The following is an 18,682-nucleotide window of genomic DNA, read 5'->3' on the forward strand; positions in this document are numbered from 1 at the left end:
CGCCCGCCTTACGGATGTCGCAGTTCCGGCTGACGCCGACTGGTCCATGCCTGTTCGGTCCGTGCCGCGGGCCGGCACCGGCCCGCGCCGACCGTCGGCGACCAGAGCCGATATGCGCACCGAGGGCCGCGCCCTGCCGACGCGGCCGTTTCGAACGCCCGCCCTTGCCGTACCGGGCCGACTCCTTGTCCGCCTCGACGGCCACAGATGCCCCACCCGGAGGAACGCAGTGGTGACCCCTCAGAAAGCAACCGGCTCCCGCCCCACGCTTCAGGATCGATACGTACGCGAAGAAGGCGTCCTTCACCTCACCGGCATCCAGGCCCTCGCCCGCCTGCCGCTCGACATCCGCCGCGCCGACCGTCGCGAGGGCCGCGGCACCGCGGGATTCGTCTCCGGATACGAGGGTTCGCCACTCGCCGGGTACGACATGGAACTCGCGCGGTGCGGCTCCCTTCTCGACGAGTACGACATCGTCTTCCGCCCCGGCGTCAACGAGGAACTCGCGGCGACGGCCGTCCAGGGCACCCAACTCGCCTCGGCACAGCCGGACAAGCGCGTCGACGGCGTCACGGCCATCTGGTACGGCAAGTCCCCGGGCCTCGACCGCGCCTCGGACGCCATCCGGCACAACAACCTGATGGGCACCCACCCGGACGGCGGCGCACTGGCCCTGGTCGGCGACGACCCCGCCGCCAAGTCGTCGACCGTCCCCGGCGCCTCCGAACTGCTCCTCGCCGACCTCGGCCTCCCCACGCTCTACCCGTCCGACCCGCAGGAAGCCCTCGACTTCGGGCTGCACGGTGTGGCGATGTCCCGGGCATCCGGACTGTGGGTGGCGCTGAAAATCGTGACGGCCGTAGCCGACGGTTCCGGCACGGTCGACGTGGGCGCCGGACGGGTGTCACCGGTCGTTCCGGACCTCGCGGTCGACGGAGTGCCGTACCGCCACACCGTAGGCAGCCGGATGGTGCAGCCGGCACTCGGCGATCTGGAACGCAGCCGGGACGGCGCCCGCCTGGAGATCGCCCGTCGCTACGCCGCCGCCAACAACCTCAACCGGATCACCAGGACAGGCCCCGACGACCGCATCGGCATCATCGCGGCGGGCAAGACCTTCCTCGACCTCCGCCAGGCCCTGCGCATCCTCGGACTCGACGACGCGGAACTGGAGCGCCGCGGTGTGCGACTGCTGCACCTCGGAATGATCCACCCTCTGGAACCCACGGTCGTCGAACGTTTCGCGAGGGGGCTGCACCACATCGTCGTCGTGGAGGAGAAGCGGCCTCTCGTCGAGACCGCCCTCAAGGACCTGCTCTACTGCCGGGGCGACCAGCCGTCCGTCTCCGGCAAGCGCACATCCGACGGCTCGGCCCTGTTTCCCCTCGACGGAGAACTCGATCCCGACACCGTCGCCGCACGGCTCGCGCCCCGTCTGAACGAACTGGGCGTATTCCCCACCGTGCAGAGCTGGTTGGAGAAAGCGCGGGCAACGACCCGGCGCAGGACTCTGCCACTTCTGCCCATGCTCACCCGCACCCCCTACTTCTGCTCCGGCTGCCCCCACAACCTCTCGACCAAGGCACCCGAGGGCGCCGCCGTCGGGGCCGGGATCGGCTGCCACGCCATGGTCACGCTCATGGACCCCGCCCAGGCCGGGGACGTGATCGGCATGACGCAGATGGGAGGCGAGGGCGCCCAGTGGATCGGCATGCAGCCGTTCCTCGAACGCGACCACCTGATGCAGAACCTAGGCGACGGTACCTTCCACCACTCCGGCAGCCTCGCCATCCGCGCTGCGGTCTCGGCCGGGGTGAACGTCACCTACAAGCTGCTCTACAACTCGGCGGTGGCGATGACCGGCGGCCAGCAACCCGTCGGCGTCATGTCCGTGCCCGCGATAGCCCAAGGCCTCCTGGCAGAGGGCGTCAAGCGCATCATCGTCACGACCGAGGACGTCAAGCGCTACCGGAAGGTCACGCTTCCGAAGGGCGTCGTCGTCTGGCACCGCGACCGGCTGACCGAGGCCCAGGAGGTGCTCGCCCGGACCCCCGGCGTCACCCTGCTCGTCCACGACCAGGAATGCGCGACGGAACTCCGACGCAAGCGCAAGCGCGGCCTTGCGCCCGAACCCACCGAGCGGGTGGTGATCAACGAGCGGGTGTGCGAAGGGTGCGGTGACTGCGGACAGCAGTCCAACTGCCTCTCCGTGCAGCCCGTCGACACCGAGTTCGGCCGCAAAACCCGGATCGACCAGTCCTCCTGCAACAAGGACTACGCCTGCCTGGCGGGGGACTGCCCCTCGTTCCTCACCGTCGTCCCCGGCGGAAAGTCCGCCTTCACCCCCGTCCCGATGCCGGACGACGCTGCGCTGCCCGATCCCGAGCCTGTCGTATCGGCATCCCACACCACCCGGATCACCGGCGTCGGAGGCTCCGGTGTGGTCACCCTCGCTCAGATCCTCAGCACCGCGGCCTCACTCGCGGGCCTGCACGTCCGGGCCCTCGACCAGACAGGTCTGGCCCAGAAGGGCGGCGCGGTGGTCTCCGACATCAAGATCACCAAGGAGGCTACCGACCAGGCCGCCAAAGCAGCCCTGGACGAGTGCGATCTCTACCTCGGCTGTGACCTGCTCGTCGCCGCCGAACCCGGACAACTGACGACGGCCGCACCGGCGCGAACGGTGGCGGTCGTCTCCACGGCAGAGGTCCCGACCGGACAGATGGTGATCGACCCGGAGGTTTCGTTCCCGCCTGCCGAACCTCTCAAGGAACGGATCCGGGCAGAGTCCAGGGACGCGGTCTTCCTCGACGCTCGCCGGCTCGCCAACGACCTGCTGGGCGAAGACCAGTTCGCCAATCTCCTGCTCACGGGCGCGGCCTACCAGACCGGCGGGATGCCGCTGCCGGCCAGCGCCATCGAGGAGGCGATCACCCTCAACGGCGTGAAGGTCGAGGCCAACCTCAAGGCCTTCCGTCTCGGCCGCCAGGCCGTCGCCGCCCCCGAGGCCTTCGCCGACCTCCTGGAGGGGCGGGCCGCCGCACCGAAGCCGGAGCGCGGTCTGTCCGCCGAGACCCGGCGCACCCTCGAACTGGTCGGGGCCGCCCCCGGCTCGGAGCTCGCCCGGCTCCTGGCGGTCCGGGTGCCGGACCTCATCGCGTACCAGAACGTTGCCTACGCGACGAGGTACGCACGCTTCGTCGAACAGGTACGTCAAGCAGAGGGCGAGAGCGTCCCCGGCTCAACCGCACTCACCGAGGCCGTTGCCAGGCACCTGCACAAGCTGATGGTGTACAAGGACGAGTACGAGGTGGCCCGGCTCTCCCTCGACCCCGAGGTCGAACGGGGGGTGAGGGCCCGCTTCGGGGACGGCGCGCGGATCTCCTACCGTCTCCATCCGCCCGTACTGCGGGCACTCGGAATGACTCGCAAGATCGAACTCGGCCCCTGGTTCAAACCTGCCTTCCAAGCACTCGCCGTGATGCGCAGGCTCCGTGGCACCCGCCTGGACCCCTTCGGAGCGGCACGCGTGCGGCGTACGGAACGGGCCCTGGTCGTCGAGTACCAGGCCACGATCACCGAGGTCTGCCGGGATCTCGACGAGGACTGCCACGGCTTGGCCGTCGAGATCGCCTCACTGCCCGACACCGTGCGCGGCTACGAGGAGATCAAGATGGCATCAGTGGCGCGGTACAGGACCCGGTCCGCGGAACTCGTCGGCCGGCTGTCCTCGGGACGCGAACGTACGGAGGCCAACACGGCGGCATCCCGAGACGAGTTGTAAAGGCGACACATTCCGACCACGCGAGGCGGAGCCAACAGCGGGGGTCATCGACGCGCAGTCGGTGAAATCCGGTGCCTCGGTGCCCTCCACCTCGCGCGGCTGGAGGCCGATTTCGTGACGGCTGGACATCACGCTGCCCGCCCCGCTGCCCGCGCTCTACAGGCCGCTCCGGGTGTGCCCGGGTTCGGACTGGGCCCCGAAAGGAGGCGGGGGCGTCGTCCGTGGAGCGTCGTGAGGGGACCTGCTACCACGCGGCCTGGACTTTGTCGGCCTGCATGCCCTTCTGCCCCTGGACAGCCTCGAAGGTGACCGCCTGGCCTTCCTTCAGGGACTTGAAGCCGTTCCCTTCGATCGCACGGAAGTGGACGAAGAGATCCGGACCGGACTGCGGGGTGATGAAGCCGTAGCCCTTCTCGTCGTTGAACCACTTCACGGTGCCGTTCTGGCGCTCGGCCATATCTCCTCCTGATCGTGTGCGGGTGGGCGCGCACCCCACAATCATTCCACGCTAAGCAATGACATCAATACAAACGGTGATGACCCGTCAGGCGGAACGCGGATCAAGCAGATCCAGTATCAGCGCGTCACCACTCAGGAGGAGGCCCCGGGTGCTGTGACGAAGCCGCCAACCCGGGCGCCCGCGAGGCTTCTCAATCAGAGGTCTCTGACCACACCGTCACCTTGTGCCAAATCACCGGCACCGAAGCCATTGCTTGTCGACGTCACAGTCCACGTGTTTCGGTGAAGCTGGCTGCGATCCGGTCGGCTGATACGAGCAGTGGCTCCCAGGGGGCTACGCCGATCTCCTCTGGAACCCAAGGTCCACGCGGTTGAATCTCCCATCCGGTCCGGTCTCCCATCTCCACCACACCCGGGAACGACACCGCACCGAGCATGATCGGCGTGGACCAGAGGCCACTTCGTCAACGACGGCATCGAGACCGCGCTCGACCAGGCCCGCGAGGCCGCCGGCAACCGCGACGTCCGCATCGCGGGCGGCGGCGCGACGATCCTGGAATACGTGAACGCCGGCCTGATCGACGAGTTCTCGATCGCGCTGGCACCCGTGCTGTTCGGCTCCGGGATCCGCCTGTTCGAAGGCGTGGACGCGGGCCGCGTAGCCCTGGAGCCGGTCCGCACGGAGCCCTCCCCGAGGGTGACGCACCTGACCTACACCGTCCGGGAGCGGTAGCCGGAGAGCCGGATGTGAGCGGCACCCCGGCGGCGCCTCAGCCCGCCGGGGTCAGTACGGCGGTCAGCGCGTCCACGCCCCCGGCGTCGGGGAGGGCGAGTGTCCGGGCCGATCTCGGTCGCGCCACTCCAGCCACGACTCGAACTCCACCAGCGACTCCGTCGTGGCCGCCCGTGAAGCCGAGGGTTTGTGGGGACTGGCGGACGGCCCGAAGCGGACGCCGTGGTGGCGGGCGAATTCGGAGAGGCAGACTCCCGCAGCCCAGCGCCCTCACCGTCAGCCCACTCGAATCCGACAGCTTCAGCGCGACAGGACACCTGCCGATCTCAGGTAGATGGCACAAGTGCCAACCTGATGCCATTGCGGCTGAGACTGTGCCGCGAAATCCTGGACCCTGGACCACTGTAGAGTCTCGCGATTCGTGGCACGGTCCAGCTTGCTGACCAGCGCACTTTCGGTTGTCTCACGTAGCGGCTTAGTGGCGTTGTCTCAGGGATGTGGCCTTTCCTGCTACGGGTGCGACCGGCGGGGCGGGTCAGTCTCAGTTCTTGTTGTTGAGGGCGTGGGCGTACTGCTCGTCGGTGACGGGTTCGAGCCAGGTGGTTCCGTCACCCTCGCTGTCGCCGACGACCATGGCGATGTGCGCCATGAGCGTGGTGTCAGTGGCTCCGTGCCAGTGCTCCTCTCCGGGCGCGCACTTGACGGTCTGCCCGGCGGAGGCGCGTACGACGTTGCCGTCTCGGGTGCCGACGAGGCCGATGCCGTCGGTGATGTAGAGGGTCTGGCCGTTGGCATGGGAGTGCCAGTTGGTCCGGGCGCCAGGGGTGAAGCGGACGAGTGCGGTGGCGAGCCGGGCGGGTTCGGCTGGACTCTCGATCATGTTGAGGTAGACGTCGCCGGTGAAGCGTTCAGCGGGTGCTTTGACGGTGGGGGTCTGGGTGACGTGTTCCATGACTGCCTTTCTGGGCGATTCAGGATCGACTGTCGCTGGTTGGTGGGCTGTTCGTCCCGGGCGGGTGGGCGGGGCGTGCGAAGCACCTGTACTCGTGGTGCCGGACCTCGGGTGGGACGGTTACTGGGCGGTGTAGCCGCCGTCGACGGGCAGGGCGACTCCGGTGACGTAACTGGAGCCGGGGCTGCACAGCCACAGGACGGCCTGGGCGATCTCCTCGGCGGTGCCGAGCCGGTCGATGGCCTGGCCCGCTTTGGCCTGGTCGCGGTCGAGTTCGCCGCCTTCGACCATGGCGTCGACCATGGGGGTGTTGATGGTGCCGGGACAGACGGCATTGATGCGGACGCCGCGGGAGCCGTATTCGAGGGCGGCGCTCTTGGTCAGGCCGATCACGCCGTGCTTGGTGGCGTGGTAGGCGGCGCGGCCTGGGTTGCCGACGAGGCCGCCGAGGGAGGAGCAGTTGACAATGGTGCCGCTGCCCTGGGCGCGCATGTGGCGCAGTTCGTGCTTCATGCTCGCCCAGATGCCGCGCAGGTTGATGGCCTGGACGCGGTCGAACTGGTCGGCGCTCTCGTCGGCGGCGTCGGTGGGCGGGGGCATGATGCCGGCGTTGTTGTAGGCCATGTCGAGGCGGCCGAAGGCCTCCACCGTGCGGTCGACGGCGGCGGCTACCTGATCCTCGTCGGTGACATCGCAGACCAGGTCGAGGGCCCGGTGGCCGGCGTCGGTGAGTTCCTTCACCGTCTGGTTCACGGCCGTCTCGTTGATGTCGGCGAGGGCGACGGCTGCTCCAGATTCGGCGAAGGCGCGGGCGGCAGCCAGGCCCATGCCGGAGGAGGCGCCGGTGACGAAGGCGACTTGGCCGGTGAAGTCGTAGGTGGGGTTCATGTCGTTCTTCTCCCGTCGAAAGGTGAGGTGGGCTGTGGCATGGAGGTGTGTCAGTGCCCGGATGGCACAGGTGCTGTCCCGTGGTCCCGTGCATGGGCCGGGACGGTGCGCTGGGCCACGATCCGAGCTTGCTGTCGGGTGCCGCTGAGGGCGAGGGCGATGAGCGGCAGGAGGGTAAGGGCGGCGTGGTCATGGTGAACCTTCACGAAACAGGTGGGAGCCGGGCGGCCGGGGGATGCTCCCCGGCCCCTGGTGGTGGAGGAGGGGATGGCTCAGGGGGTGAGGAGGGTCTTGATGGCGCGGCGTTCGTCCATGGCCTTGTAGCCCTCGGCGACCTGGTCGAGGGGGAGGGTGAGGTCGAAGACCTTGCCGGGGTCGATGGCGCCGGTCAGGACGCGGTCGATCAGGTCGGGCAGGTAGCGGCGTACGGGGGCGGGGCCGCCACGCAGGCCGACGTGGGAGAAGAACAGCTCCTGCCCGTCGACCGCGACCTCGTGCGGCACCCCGACGAATCCGACGGTGCCGCCGGGGCGGGTGGAGTGCAGGGCCTGGCTCATGGCCTGGGCGGTACCGACGCACTCCAGGACGCTGTCGGCGCCGATCCCGCCGGTCATCTCCTTGATCCGGGCCACGCCCTCCTCACCGCGCTCGGTGACGATGTCGGTGGCGCCGAAGGCCAGGGCGAGCTTCTGCCGGGACTCGTGGCGGGACATGGCAATGATCCGCTCCGCGCCCATCTCCTTCGCCGCGATCACCCCGCACAGGCCGACCGCGCCGTCGCCGACGACCACGGCGGTCGAGCCGGGCCTGACCTCGGCGGCGTCCGCGGCCCACCAGCCGGTGCCCAGCACGTCCGAGACCGCCAGCAGGCCCGGCCAGAAGTTCTCGTCCGGCACCTCATTGGTAGCGACCAAGGTGCCCTGCGCGTTGGGGATGCGTACGTACTCGGCCTGGCATGTGGACATGAACTCGCGGTTCAGGCAGTTCGACGGGAATCCGTTACGGCAGTTCGCGCAGGTGTTGTCCGAGGTCGCGAACGAGCCGACGACGAACTGCCCGGGCCGGACCGAAGTGACCTCACTGCCGACCTCCTCCACGAAGCCGACGTACTCGTGACCCATAGGGTGCGGGTCGCCGATCGGCTCCGCGCCCCGGTAGGACCACAGGTCCGAGCCGCAGACGCAGGTGACGGCCGTACGGATGATCGCGTCGGTGGGGTGGAGGATCTTCAGGTCGTCCAGGGTCTCGAAGCGGACGTCGCCGGGGGCATGGATCACTGCGCCGCGCATGTGGGGTCTTCCTTAAGCATGTGGGGTCTTCCTTAAGTACGAGGGGGCCGGACCGCCCGGGGCGGCCCGCGTGCCGGCGTTCCTGCTCTACCGAAGGAGCAGCAGGAAAAGCGCCACGTCATCCAGGTAACCCTCGCTTCGCGCGCGCAGCGAGTCACTGACAAGGGGTGTACTGGCAGTACATCCCTCCGTCTCCGGCCAGGCCGTACCGTCGAGGTGTGGGCAACCGAGAAGAGGTCCGCGAGTTCCTCACCTCGCGGCGCGCAAAGATCACTCCCGAGAAGGCCGGACTGCCTGCCGGTCCCCGGCGCCGCGTGCCGGGGCTACGCCGCAGCGAGGTCGCTGCTCTGGCCGACATGAGCGTCGAGTACTACGCCAAGCTCGAACGCGGCAACCTTGTCGGCGTCTCCCCGGCTGTCCTCGAAGCCGTCGCCCGTGCCCTCCAGCTCGACGATGCCGAACGCGCCCACCTGTTGAACTTGGCCCATGCCGCCGATGGCTCCCACGCGCTCACCCGCCCCCGTCGCCGACGTACCAAGGAGCAGTGGAAGCCGCACCGCAGCCTGCAGTGGACCTTGGACGCGATCACGGCAGGCCCGGCATTCGTACGCAACGGCCGCATGGACCTTCTCGCCGCCAACCAGCTCGCACGCGCCTTCTACGCCGACGTCTACGCCACGCCGGGCAACCAGGCGAATCTGGCCCGCTTCAACTTCCTCGACCCCGTTTCCCGCCGCTTCTACCCCAACTGGGACCTGGCCGCCGACGTCGCCGTCGCCATCCTGCGCACCGAAGCCGGCCGTAACCCGCACGACAAGGACCTGCACGACCTGGTCGGTGAGCTGTCCACACGCAGCGACGACTTCCGCACCCGTTGGGGCGCCCACAACGTCCGCCATCACGGCACCGGCACCAAACGCTTTCACCACCCGGCCGTCGGCGACCTCACCCTCGCCTACGAGGGCCTGGAAATGGCTGCCGAACCCGGCCTCACCCTCACCATCTACACCGCCGAACCCGGTTCCACGTCCGAAGAGGGCCTGCGTCTCCTCGCCTCCTGGGCCGCCGCACAAGACGCCGACCTGCCCATGGAACCGTCCACCACCAGCTGACCCACGACTCGGGTGACCCGCTGCTCAAGGCTGCTGCCTGGCATCTCCCGAGGCGGTCGGCGTGCGAGTGTCCGCCGGTCGCGGCGCAGTCATGTCGAGCAGGAGCAGCGCATCGTGGTCGGGGCTGCCCGGTTCGGCGGTATAGACGCCGATGCGCTGGCCGGGGGTGCCTTCGATGTGCAGTGACTGCGAGGTGAGGGTGATCGTGCCGACCTGGGGGTGGTGGAACGTCTTGTGGGCGGGCTTGCGACCGGTGACTTCGTAGCGTTCCCACAGGCCTGCGAAGTCGGGGCTCTTGAGAAGCAGCTCGCCGACGAGGTTGGTGAGGTCTGGGGCGTCGGATGCGGTGCCGGCGGTCGCGCGCAGGCGGGCGACGCAGGCGGTGATCTGCCGATCCCAGTCGGCGAACAGATCACGGGCCGCGGGGTGCAGGAACAGGTAGCGGGCGAGGTTGCGGTGCTTTGCCGGCCAGTCGTCCAGGCCCGCGTACAGGGCGAGGCCACCAGGGTTCCAGGCGAGCATGTCCATACTGCGACTGATGACGTAGGCCGGGTTCGGGCGCAGTGACTCCAGGAGCAGTTTGAGGTGGGGGCGCACGGTCCGGCTGGGCGCGGGCGGCGGCTCCGGGGCGTAGCGGGCGGCTCTGGCGGCGAGCTCGCGTAGGTGCTGGTGTTCCTGGTCGTCCATGTGTAGGGCGCGGGCGAGGGAGTCGAGGACGGCGGGGCTGGGGCGGGTCTCCTTGCCACGTTCAAGGCGCACGTAGTAGTCGATGCTGATGCCGGCGAGAGTGGCCAGCTCCTCGCGGCGCAGGCCCGGGGTGCGTCGGATGCCGGCGCCGACGGTGAGGCCGACGCGCTCGGGGCTGGTCTGGGTGCGGCGGGCGCGCAGGTAGCGGCCCAGCTCGGCGCCCTCGCTGTGCGCGCTCTCGGATGCCATGACTCCAGTCTCACCCGACGGGCACCCGCTCCGTAGACGGGAGGGGGGCCCTGTCATTACCCCTGAAGAGCCCGCCCTGCCACACCGGAGGAATCCGGGCGAAGGTGAATGAGCAAGACGCCGGCACCCTCCTCCTGCCGCCCAGTCCTCCACGAGAGGCACCGCCTGACGGGCTGGGCGAGAGTGACGAAGAGGCCCGGCAGCACCACGAACCGGAGAGGGCGAAATGCGGTACATCAAGCTGCGTGACCTGGAGGTTTCCCGGATCGGACTGGGTGCGATGGGCATGTCCCACGGCTACATCGGCTCAGGCACCGACGACCCGGAGTCGATCAGGACCGTGCACCGGGCACTGGAGCTGGGCGTCACCCTCATCGACACCGCCGAAATCTACGGGCCCTACACCAACGAGGAACTCCTCGGGCGGGCCCTGAAGGGCCACCGCGAGAAGGTGGTGCTGGCCGAGCGCGGCGAGGAAGGCATCGCCCGCATCCGCGAGCTGACCGGCGGCGTGGACAAGGTCATCGAGGCCGTCGGCACCCGCCAGGCCCTCGACACCGCGCTCGGCGCGGTCCTGGACGGCGGCACCATCAGCCGCCTGGGCGTCCCCCAGTACGAGCAGGGCCCGATCGGCCCGGCCGAGTTCATGCACAACATCACCCTGACCGGCGGCGCCAGCCCCGCCCGCGCCTACATCCCGGAACTGCTGCCCGACGTCCTGGACGGCACCATCACCCCCGGCCGCGTCTTCGACCGCACCTTCACCCTCGACCAGACGCCGGACGCTTACCAGGCCATGGCCGACCGCCAGGTCCTCGAGGCCCTCATCCGCCCCTGACCCCCCGGCCCCACCCGCACAGCGAAGGACACTCCGCTCATGCAGACCGTCACCCTCAACAACGGCATCAAGATGCCCCTCCTCGGCTTCGGCGTCTACCAGATCCCCGCCGAGGACACCGAGCGCGCCGTTTCCGAGGCGCTGGCCGCCGGCTACCGCCTGCTGGACACCGCCGCCGCCTACGGCAACGAAGAAGCCGTCGGCCGCGCCATCAAGTCCAGCGGCATCGCCCGTGAGGACCTGTTCGTCACCACCAAGCTGTGGGTGCAGGACGCCCCCGCCGAGGACAACACCCGCCGCACGTTCGAGACGTCCCTGAACAAGCTGGGCCTGGACCACCTCGACCTGTACCTGATGCACCAGCCCTTCGGCGACGTCTACGGTCAGTGGCGCGCCATGGAGGCGCTCAACCGCGAGGGCGTGGCCAAGGCGATCGGGGTTGCCAACTTCTACCCCGACCGGCTGATCGACCTGATCCTCAACAACGAGATCACCCCGCAGGTCAACCAGATCGAGACCCACCCCTTCTTCCAGCGCGCCGACTACCAGGACCTCATGCACGAGCACGGGGTGCAGATCCAATCCTGGGGCGGCTTCGCCGAGGGCAAGAACGACCTGTTCACCAACCCGCTGCTCGCCGAGATCGGCAAGGAGTACGGCAAGTCGGTCGCCCAGGTCGTGCTGCGCTGGCTGACCCAGCGCGGCGTCGTCGCCATCCCCAAGTCGGTGCGCGCCGAGCGCATGGCCGAGAACATCGATGTCTTCGACTTCCAGCTCACCGCTGAGCAGATGGCCGAGATCGCCACCCTCGACACCGGCAGCTCCCTGTTCTTCGACCACCACGACCCCGAGATGGTCACCTGGCTCGCCAAGCGCCGCCTAAACACCTGACCCGAACCCGCCACCCCAGGGGCGAACGGCCGCATGGTCGGCCGTTCGCCCCTCCCGCTTCCAGATCCCTCGCGAAGGGGCTATCTGTGAACCAGCAGGACCGCACTTCAGCCCGGCGTCGCGTCGGCGACCCACCGCTTCAGCGTGCGCAGCCCGATGCTGAGCTCGGCGATCTTCGCCGCGTAGCGGGTCTCCGCCGGCAACCCCGGCATGTACTCCGGTCGCGGTTCGCCGGGGAGTGCGAGGCGAGAAGTGCCGGAACGGTAGCCGGTCAGCACCTCACGGATATGTCCGGCCCGGTCCCGGATCCTCTCCCTCTCCGGCTCGCTCACTGCCCGAGCACCACAGTGGCGATCTCCTCAGGATCACTCCCCGCAGGACCAGGGTGATCGGCCTCAACGGCGGCGCGACCGGAGAACAGCAGCTCCTTCAGCGAGACGCGACGCACCCGCGCCTGACCGTCCCTCAGGACGACCTCGTTACCGGCCGCGGTGGCAACCAGCTCGACCACTTCGACGGTCGAAATCGGCGAAGAAGCCTCGCCAGCTCCAGGCGACTCTCGTGGAGCACGTGATCACGCATTGTGGCCGACCAGTGGACACCGGAGAAGTACCTCTGCCCTCGGTACCACCGGAACGTATGCCACGGAGCTGCCCTGGCCAGCCGGTCCAGCGGGACCGATCTCCACGCCTGGCCCTCGACGCATTCACCGTCCCGACATCGGAAACTCACCAAAGCCCCTGCGTCACGCCCCCCAGCAGCCACCCTGATGACCAAGGTGCCAGCGTGGTAACCGCGTCGGGTGCCAGCCTGGTGCGGAGTCACCCGAACAGATGACGCGCTCGACCTGCGGATCTCCGATAGATGGCACAAGTGCCGACCTGGTGCCATTGCAGCTGAGACTGTGCCGCGAAATCCTGGACCCTACACCCGTGCCCGTCAGGGGGGCCTGGAGGTACGTATGCCGCGGCCTTTGTGGACCGGAGCCATTTCATTTGGCCTGGTCAGCATCCCGATCAAGGTTGTCAGCGCGACCGAGGACCATGCGATCCGCTTCCGCCAGGTCCATCTGGAGGACATGGGCCGGGTCCGCACCCGCAAGGTCTGCTCGATCGAGGACGAGGTCGTGCCGCAGGAGGAGATCGGCAAGGGCTACGAACTCACGAAGGACGAGCTCGTCGCGGTCACCGATGAGGAGCTCGACGAAATGCCGCTGCCCACCGCGAAGGCCATCGAGATCGTGGCGTTCGTCGATGCCGACAGCATCGACCCGATCCGGATCAGCGACTCGTACTTCCTCGCGATCGACGGACAGGTCGCAGCCAAGCCGTACACCCTGCTCCGCAAGGCGTTGGAACGGTCCGACAAGGTCGCGGTCGCAAAGTTCGCATGGCACAACCGCGAGCGGCTGGGGCTGCTCCGCGTGCGGGAGGATGCGATCGTGCTGCACGCGATGCGGTGGCCCGATGAGATCCGCAGTCCCGAGTCCCTCAAACCGAGGGAAGTCGGCCTGGACGAAGAGGAGGTCGAACGGGCCGTCCAGCTCACCGAGACCATGGCCCTCGACGACATCTCCGGCTTCCGGGACGAGTACCGCGACGCCTTGGAGGAGCTGATCGAGGCGAAGTCGGAGGGCACCGAGATCCCGGAGCCGGCCGAGGGCGAGGAGCGGGAGGCCGGGAAGGTCGTCGACCTGATGGCGGCCCTGAACGCCTCCGTCAAGGCGGCCAGGGAGAGCCGCGGCGAGCACGGCGACCAGGACGCCACTGTGCACACCATGCAGCCGCGCAAGAAGACCGCGGCCAAGAGGGCCGCCCCGGCCAGGAAGACCACCGAGAAGAGGACCACGGCCGGGAAGAAGCGCGCGGCGAAGAAGTCCACCACCAAGAAGACCGCGGCCGCGAAGAAGCGCAGCGCGTCCTGAACGGGCGCGTAGCGGGATGGTCATGGTGAGTCTGCCGCGGATCGCTCCGATGCTCGCCACCCCGGGCTGCCTGCCGCCCGCGGCCGTGGAGGACCGCTGGGCGTTCGAGGTGAAACAGGACGGGCAGCGGGCGATGGTCTACCTGCCGGGCGACGGGACCACGGTCCTGCGGTCCCGGTCCGGGGCGGACATCAGCGCCGTCTACCCGGAGCTCGTAGGGCTCGGGTCCGTGCTCGGCCGGCCCGCGGTCCTGGACGGCGAGATCGTCGCGCTCGACGACGAAGGGCGAAGCGACTTCGAGCGGCTGCAGTCCCGCATGGGACTGGCCTCCACGGCGAAGGCGGCCCGGATGGCGCGACTGGTGCCGGTGCGTCTGGTTCTGTTCGATGTCGTGTACCTGGACGGCCGCGGCCTGACCGGGCTGCCGTACACCGGGCGCCGCGCCCTCCTGGAAGGCCTGGGACTGGACGGGGAACGGTGGTCGACGCCCGCGGCGATCGTCGGGCACGGCGAGCAGGCGCTGGAGATGACCCGGACCGCGGGGCTGGAGGGGGTGCTCGCGAAGCGGCTCGCGTCCGTGTACGAACCCGGCGCCCGCTCCCGCGCCTGGATCAAGATCCGTCACGTCCGGACCATCGATGTGATCGTGGGCGGGTGGGTACCCGGCCGCGGCCGGCTCACCGGCCTTCCCGGTGCCCTCCTGGTAGGAGAGGCACACGCAGGCCGACTTCGGTATGTAGGCAGCGTCGGAACCGGGTGGAGCGACACCGAACGAACCACCCTCGCCGCCCTGCTCCAGGTCGCCGCGATCGACCGCTGCCCCTTCGACGAGGTGCCGCGCGTGCCCGGTGCACAGTGGGTGCTGCCGCGGCTGGTCGGCGAGGTCCGCTACGCGACCAGAACGAGAGCGGGACTCCTGCGACACCCTTCATGGCACCGGCTGCGCCCCGACCTCGCACCGGACGACATCACCTGACTCGGGCGCCACTTCCTACTGATGCGGCTGCAGTCCCGTTTGCGGATTGCAGATCTGGCACGGCTCGGTGTCCGGCTCGCCCAGCGCGATCAACGCGTCCTCCCGATCGAGGAACCCGAACTGCGAGTTGTACAGGCTTCCCACGCCGTGGGAATCCCGGACGACGAGGCCGTGATCCGTGTCCCCGCCTGGATGGTCCACCTGATCAGGGAGGCGCGCAGGTACGGATCACCCAGCCCAGGGAGATCGCCCTGCACACGAAGGCGTTTGAGCAGATGCGCCGCAGTGCCGTTTACGGGCCCGAGGCACGGGCGCTGGTTGTGAAGGCGATCGACGCGCTCGGCTGAGTGGATCCCGCAGGTGGTCGGCCTGTGGCCATGCGACCTCGTCGGTGCGAACGGTGTTCTCCGACGGGCGGTACCGATGGTGTCAGCGTGATGCGGACGCGTACACGTCTCTCACGTCGTTTTTGGGCTTGGGCCTGGTTCGGCCGCACGGGCCCGCCGCGAACGCGTGGAGCAGGTTCTCCGTGGTGCGGGTGACGAAAGCTCCCGTGCGGGCATCCATGCCGTGGTTGCGTCCGTTCTCTCGGGTCCCCGCCATCAGCGCCTCGACCCACCGCATCGTCCCGGAGGCGAAGACGCCCGCCCCGCTCGGCGCGGTGTAGTAGGCGGAGTCGGCATAGCTGGACCTGCCCTTACAAACGACGGGGGAATGGGCGATGATCTCAAGCGGTGCCGGGGTGGGCATGCCAGGAGTGAGCCGGTCGTACTCCACTCCGACCAGATGATCGAAGGAGGCTCCTCGCTTCACGCCTGTCCCCTCGAAGAGCCAGTGGTCGCTCCGGCGAACGACATACGGGGCGTCCACGGGATAGCCCTCGTAGAGGACACCTGTCAGAGAGGACTCGGGGGAGGCGCCGGGCGGCCGGCGGAAGTCGTTGGTCGGCATGTCCGGGTGGTCGGCGAGGTAGGGGTCGTTGCGGTAGTCGGTCTTGTAGCAGACGACAGTGCGGTCGGCGCCGGTGGCGTCCGGCTCCAGCCTGACCCTGCGGAAGCAGGCGTTGGCCCCGAGGAAGGCCACGTTCATACCTGAGTCGCGCGCCTGGGTGACGTGTGCCCGTTGCTGCGGCGTCCAGTATTCGTCGTGTCCCAGCGAGACAGCTCCGGACGCGTTGTGGAGAATCCCGGGGTCGCGATGGATGTCCAGGCCCGTGGTGTGGGCGAGCGGGATACCCAGCCTCTCCGCCAGGACCACCACCGCCCGTTCGTAAACCATGAACTTCTCGGCGCCGTTGCCGTCATAGGGCCGGTCGAAACTTACGGCGAGCGACCGCGTGCCGTACGCGCCGTTCTCGCCCTGGTAAAGGCTGTAGCCGCCCCACAGGTTGTACGCCTGCCATGTTGCCGGGGCGTGCATCAGCACGACTCTGCCCGCGGCACTCGCCGAGCGGACGATCAGTGGCACAAAGTGCTGGTGCGCGTCTTCCGAGTCCAGCCGGAGCAGATACGCCCCCGCCGGCCAGCCGCTGGTGCTGACAGGGAGTGTGCGCTGCCAGTCCGCCCGTACGGTACGGGTGGCCCGGACCAGCCGGGGACGCCCCTGAACCGAACCGGCAATACGGTGGGAACGCCACACCAGTCGCGCCTGCGCCCCGCCGTACCAGCCGACGCGGTAGGCCGAGACCCGGAACGCCGGGGCGGTGGTGGAAACACAAAGGCCGAGTTCCTCGCCCGGCAACACACTCACCTTGTCGGCATAGCCCTCGATGGCCCCGGGCGGTCCCAGCGAACGGACACGCCAGTCGGAGTCCCCGGCCCGGGCGTTCTCCCCTCTCTCTGCGCCGTGGCTGGCGCCGGGCGGGGCGGACCCGGCGGTCCTGATTCCCCCTGCCTCGGAGGAGTGACAACCGGTCACCGACATACCACCGGCCATCGCCCCACCCACTGCCGCAGCAAGGAGGAGCCTGCGGTCCAGCCAGCCGGAGATCCCAGCGTACTGTCCCTCACCATGCTTCATTTCGCCCGCCGAACCCGTTCCGCAATGCTGTCACCGGCCATAATCCCCCGCCACGTGCCCGGGGACGACGAGGCAGCACCGAACCAGGACGGGCCGCGTCGTGTCACGGGCGTGGGGGCTGGAACGCTGACCGGATGACCCGGATGCGACCTGACCACCCTTGTGCGCTGTCCGGTGTGTCCCGTCGTGGCTTCACGACGTGCACTGTCCCACCCACGCGCCACTGACATCCCGGGCCGGTCCCGGCACACGCCTGCGGGAGGAGGTGCCGTCGCAATAGATGTTTGGTCGGGGTGCACGAACCAGGGCAGTTTGAACCCCGGGAAGCTCACCTCGGACTGTTCCAGCATGGTGCCGATGCCCCGCTGACTGCCGTCGCACGCGGTGTGGGTTCCGGTCTGGTGGTAGCTGGAACCCGAGCCACCGCCTGCCGACCAGATGCCCCTCACCTTGGGACGCGACGCGGCCGCTTCCATGACGGGCCTGACTGCCGTACTTCAGGTGATCGTGCAGGGCCTGATATAGCCGCTCCGGTCGTGCCCCGCCGTCTTTGCGTCGAGATGCTCCAAGGCGCAAGAGCATGACCGCTGTGCAGATTGCAAGAGCGTGGATCTGGTCCAGTGGGGCAAGACCTTCGACCGCGCTGGTAAGTCCCATCTCATTCCTGGGCAACGCGACGAAGGGCCGTAGTCGTCGCGAACTCGACCTCTTCCGGGGCCGAGGCCGCCAGCGCGTCGACCTCCGACATCCCCATGGATGGCTCCCCCAGCTCGTCGAAAAGCGCATCGTGATCGAGGATGATCCAGGCCAGGACACGCTCCAACCGGTCAGTACCCAGACCTGCGATGCAGGCAGCAACTCGGTCCCGGTTCCCGGCGAGGTGGGCCCGAGTCAGATCGGACTGCCCGCCACATTGCATCGACCAGCCACGGATCACCTGCTGCCTCCATGCCCACTCTTCCAGCGGATTTGAGGGTACGTCGCGGACCACTCCGGCCGATTCACCACTATGGGGCGGCGGTCGCGCGCGCTGCGCGTGGATCCGTTCCATGTCGGTACGGCTGTATACCGCCCTCTTCGGCGCCTCCGCGCGCTTCCGCGGTCTTGAGCTGGACGTTCAGAGAAGGGATATTCTTGGGCCGGGGGCCGGACGAGAATCCCGGCCCGATTACGGCGGGCCGGGATTCTCTGGCATGTGGATCAGGCGGTTGCTGGTTTTAGTAGTCGCCGAATCCGCCGCCCTCGCCCTTCTCGTCGTGGTGGCGCTTGATGACGCGGAAGCTGGCGACGACTCCGTGCTTGACCTTCACTCCGTCATCCATCTTCTCGTGGTGCTTCTTCTCGTGGTGCTTCTTCTCGTGGTGCTCGCCCTTCTCGCCCTTCTCGCAGTCCTCGTCCTCGTCCTCGTCCCTGCTGGGGAGGATGTTGTTGGCGGAGCTGTAGCGGCCGACGGTGGCGATGGGGGCACCGTTGTCGCACACGGCTCCGCGGAAGACCTCGACTTCGTTGCGGCTGTCGTTGCGGATGTTGATGCTCTTGGCGCCCAGGCCGCTGACGACGGTGATGCAGCCGTCGGGGCGGCCGGAGTATTCGCGCTCGTTGATGTGGATCCGGCCCTCCTCGTGATGGCGCTCGCCCCCGCGCTCGTTGCCGCCGCGCTCGTTGCCGCCGCGCTCGTTTCCTTCATTGCCCTTGCCTTCATTGCCCTTGCCCGTGTTGCCACCCTCGCCACCCATGGGGGCCTGGGCGGGGAGGACGACCGGGGCCACCTGGGCCTGGGGGGCGGGGACCGCGGAGGCGTAGGTGATACCGGTCGCGGTCAGTGCCGCGGCGGCCGCGACGGCCGTGGCGATCGCGTGGGAACGGGTCATGATCATGTCG

At 68.7% G+C, this 18,682-nt stretch carries 17 protein-coding genes and 2 pseudogenes; 8 read left to right on the forward strand and 11 right to left on the reverse strand.

Going from position 1 to position 18,682, the window contains the following annotated elements:
- Positions 1-232: 232 nt before the first annotated feature.
- The gene (locus OHA19_RS42215; RefSeq protein ID WP_331749682.1) at positions 233-3,784 is read left to right on the forward strand and encodes an indolepyruvate ferredoxin oxidoreductase family protein; all 3,552 of its coding nucleotides are present in this window, start codon (positions 233-235) and stop codon (positions 3,782-3,784) included.
- A gap of 244 nt (positions 3,785-4,028) precedes the next feature.
- Here OHA19_RS42215 and OHA19_RS42220 read toward each other — a convergent pair whose 3' ends face one another.
- Entirely contained in the window at positions 4,029-4,241 is a 213-nt protein-coding gene (locus OHA19_RS42220; RefSeq protein WP_331754463.1) for a cold-shock protein, read from the reverse strand.
- 450 nt (positions 4,242-4,691) lie between these two features.
- On the opposite strand from OHA19_RS42220, the pseudogene OHA19_RS42225 reads away from it, so the two are divergent.
- Positions 4,692-4,976: pseudogene (locus OHA19_RS42225) on the forward strand (dihydrofolate reductase family protein); the annotation flags it as partial.
- 541 nt (positions 4,977-5,517) lie between these two features.
- Here OHA19_RS42225 and OHA19_RS42230 read toward each other — a convergent pair.
- The 3 genes from OHA19_RS42230 to OHA19_RS42240 form a co-directional block, all read right to left on the reverse strand.
- Positions 5,518-5,928 (reverse strand): cupin domain-containing protein, encoded by a 411-nt coding sequence (locus OHA19_RS42230; RefSeq protein ID WP_331749678.1) that lies wholly within the window; start codon positions 5,926-5,928, stop codon positions 5,518-5,520.
- Positions 5,929-6,048: 120 nt separating this feature from the next.
- Positions 6,049-6,816 (reverse strand): glucose 1-dehydrogenase, encoded by a 768-nt coding sequence (locus tag OHA19_RS42235; protein WP_331749677.1) that lies wholly within the window; start codon positions 6,814-6,816, stop codon positions 6,049-6,051.
- 272 nt (positions 6,817-7,088) lie between these two features.
- Positions 7,089-8,105 carry a zinc-dependent alcohol dehydrogenase family protein gene (locus OHA19_RS42240; protein ID WP_331749675.1) on the reverse strand — a complete coding sequence of 339 codons (1,017 nt, stop codon included), beginning with the start codon at positions 8,103-8,105 and terminating at the stop codon, positions 7,089-7,091.
- Between the two features lie 218 nt (positions 8,106-8,323).
- Here OHA19_RS42240 and OHA19_RS42245 point away from each other — a divergent pair, with 218 nt between their 5' ends.
- A complete protein-coding gene (locus OHA19_RS42245) occupies positions 8,324-9,217 on the forward strand; it encodes a helix-turn-helix transcriptional regulator (RefSeq protein ID WP_331749673.1) in 894 nt (297 codons plus the stop codon).
- A 24-nt stretch (positions 9,218-9,241) separates the two neighbouring features.
- Here the strand turns inward: OHA19_RS42245 and OHA19_RS42250 are convergent, their stop codons facing one another.
- Positions 9,242-10,153, reverse strand: coding sequence for a helix-turn-helix transcriptional regulator (locus OHA19_RS42250; RefSeq protein ID WP_331754466.1), 912 nt, complete (start codon positions 10,151-10,153; stop codon positions 9,242-9,244).
- A gap of 226 nt (positions 10,154-10,379) precedes the next feature.
- Between OHA19_RS42250 and OHA19_RS42255 the strand changes: the two genes are divergently transcribed.
- A complete protein-coding gene (locus OHA19_RS42255) occupies positions 10,380-10,991 on the forward strand; it encodes an aldo/keto reductase (protein ID WP_331754468.1) in 612 nt (203 codons plus the stop codon).
- 39 nt (positions 10,992-11,030) lie between these two features.
- Positions 11,031-11,882: an aldo/keto reductase gene (locus OHA19_RS42260; RefSeq protein ID WP_331749667.1), complete on the forward strand. Its 852-nt coding sequence runs from the start codon at positions 11,031-11,033 to the stop codon at positions 11,880-11,882.
- Between the two features lie 107 nt (positions 11,883-11,989).
- Here OHA19_RS42260 and OHA19_RS42265 read toward each other — a convergent pair whose 3' ends face one another.
- Both OHA19_RS42265 and OHA19_RS42270 read right to left on the reverse strand, forming a co-directional pair.
- The gene (locus OHA19_RS42265) at positions 11,990-12,214 is read right to left on the reverse strand and encodes a hypothetical protein (RefSeq protein ID WP_331749665.1); all 225 of its coding nucleotides are present in this window, start codon (positions 12,212-12,214) and stop codon (positions 11,990-11,992) included.
- Complete coding sequence (locus OHA19_RS42270; RefSeq protein WP_331749663.1) at positions 12,211-12,393, reverse strand: hypothetical protein; 183 nt, start codon at positions 12,391-12,393, stop codon at positions 12,211-12,213. The genes OHA19_RS42265 and OHA19_RS42270 overlap by 4 nt, the downstream gene beginning before the upstream one ends.
- Positions 12,394-12,843: 450 nt before the next feature.
- Here OHA19_RS42270 and OHA19_RS42275 point away from each other — a divergent pair, with 450 nt between their 5' ends.
- Positions 12,844-13,806 (forward strand): Ku protein, encoded by a 963-nt coding sequence (locus OHA19_RS42275; protein ID WP_331749661.1) that lies wholly within the window; start codon positions 12,844-12,846, stop codon positions 13,804-13,806.
- A gap of 22 nt (positions 13,807-13,828) precedes the next feature.
- Positions 13,829-14,782, forward strand: coding sequence for an ATP-dependent DNA ligase (locus OHA19_RS42280; protein ID WP_331749659.1), 954 nt, complete (start codon positions 13,829-13,831; stop codon positions 14,780-14,782).
- Positions 14,783-14,797: 15 nt separating this feature from the next.
- Here OHA19_RS42280 and OHA19_RS42285 read toward each other — a convergent pair whose 3' ends face one another.
- On the reverse strand, positions 14,798-14,983 hold the full coding sequence (locus OHA19_RS42285; RefSeq protein WP_331754470.1) for a DUF6233 domain-containing protein: 186 nt from the start codon (positions 14,981-14,983) through the stop codon (positions 14,798-14,800).
- Between the two features lie 14 nt (positions 14,984-14,997).
- Between OHA19_RS42285 and OHA19_RS42290 the strand changes: the two are divergent.
- Positions 14,998-15,129, forward strand: a pseudogene (locus OHA19_RS42290) (transcriptional regulator); the annotation flags it as partial.
- A gap of 82 nt (positions 15,130-15,211) precedes the next feature.
- On the opposite strand, the gene OHA19_RS42295 reads toward OHA19_RS42290, so the two are convergent.
- The 3 genes from OHA19_RS42295 to OHA19_RS42305 all read right to left on the reverse strand — a co-directional run bounded on the left by OHA19_RS42295 (position 15,212) and on the right by OHA19_RS42305 (position 18,678).
- Positions 15,212-16,705 carry a N,N-dimethylformamidase beta subunit family domain-containing protein gene (locus tag OHA19_RS42295; protein ID WP_405722928.1) on the reverse strand — a complete coding sequence of 498 codons (1,494 nt, stop codon included), beginning with the start codon at positions 16,703-16,705 and terminating at the stop codon, positions 15,212-15,214.
- A gap of 754 nt (positions 16,706-17,459) precedes the next feature.
- On the reverse strand, positions 17,460-17,738 hold the full coding sequence (locus tag OHA19_RS42300) for a hypothetical protein (RefSeq protein WP_331763061.1): 279 nt from the start codon (positions 17,736-17,738) through the stop codon (positions 17,460-17,462).
- Positions 17,739-18,018: 280 nt separating this feature from the next.
- Positions 18,019-18,678 carry a hypothetical protein gene (locus tag OHA19_RS42305; protein ID WP_331749653.1) on the reverse strand — a complete coding sequence of 220 codons (660 nt, stop codon included), beginning with the start codon at positions 18,676-18,678 and terminating at the stop codon, positions 18,019-18,021.
- Positions 18,679-18,682 lie beyond the last annotated feature (4 nt).

The organism is Streptomyces sp. NBC_00012, assembly GCF_045040875.1.
GTDB lineage: Bacteria > Actinomycetota > Actinomycetes > Streptomycetales > Streptomycetaceae > Streptomyces.